The organism is Arthrobacter sp. SO3 (assembly GCF_020532825.1).
Lineage (GTDB): Bacteria > Actinomycetota > Actinomycetes > Actinomycetales > Micrococcaceae > Arthrobacter.
Genome location: NZ_MQTS01000150.1, coordinates 1 through 872 on the forward strand (window position 1 = coordinate 1; position 872 = coordinate 872).

Consider the following 872-nt stretch of genomic DNA (forward strand, 5'->3'; position numbering starts at 1 on the left):
GGCGGCACCGTCGTTGAGATCAGCTCCGGCACCGCGGCACTCGTTCTGGTACTGATCCTGGGAAACCGGCACGGCTTCGGCAAAGACCCGGCCCACCGCCCGCACAACATTCCGTTCGTCATGCTGGGCGCGGGCATCCTGTGGTTCGGCTGGTTCGGCTTCAACGCCGGCGCCGCCACCACCGTCCAGCAGGCGGGCCTGATCTGGATCAACACCCTGGCCGCCCCGGCCGCAGCCGTGATCAGCTGGCTCGTGACGGAGAAGATCCGGCACGGCCACCCGACCTCCCTCGGCGCAGCGTCCGGCGCCGTCGCCGGCCTGGTCGCGATCACGCCCTCGTGCGCCAACATCAGCCCCCTCGCCGCACTGGGCCTGGGCCTGCTCGCAGGCGCGGCCTGCGCCGTGTTCGTGGACTTGAAGTACAAGTTCGGGTTCGACGACTCGCTCGACGTCGTCGGCGTCCACCTTGGCGGTGGCCTCCTCGGCACCCTGGCACTGGGCTTCATCGCCCTTCCGGTCAAAGGCGAAGGCGGGGGCCTCCTCTACGGCGGCGGCCTCCACCAGTTCGTCGCGCAGACTGTCGCCGTGCTCATCACGGTAGCCCTGTCCGGGCTCGGAACGGCCGTGATCGGCCTGGCCATCCACAAGACACTCGGATTCCGGGTCAGCCACGAGGACGAGATCGCCGGCGTGGACCGCTCCGAACACGCCGAGAGCGCCTACGCCTTCGCCGAGCTCGCCCTGAGCCGGTTCAACCCCTTCGGGCACGATGGCCATGCCCCGCACTCCACGCACACGGCGGCGCCCGCCCATGCGATCCGGGCAGCCCAGCGCGAGAAGGAAGACAGCCTCGTCTGACGCACCGACGGGAT

Annotated in this window: 1 protein-coding gene; it reads left to right on the forward strand. The window is 69.8% G+C overall.

The features are described 5' to 3' along the window. A partial coding sequence (locus tag BJQ90_RS14170; RefSeq protein ID WP_413463687.1) for an ammonium transporter occupies nucleotides 1-858 on the forward strand: 858 nt, incomplete at its 5' end. Between the last annotated feature and the right edge of the window lie 14 nt (nucleotides 859-872).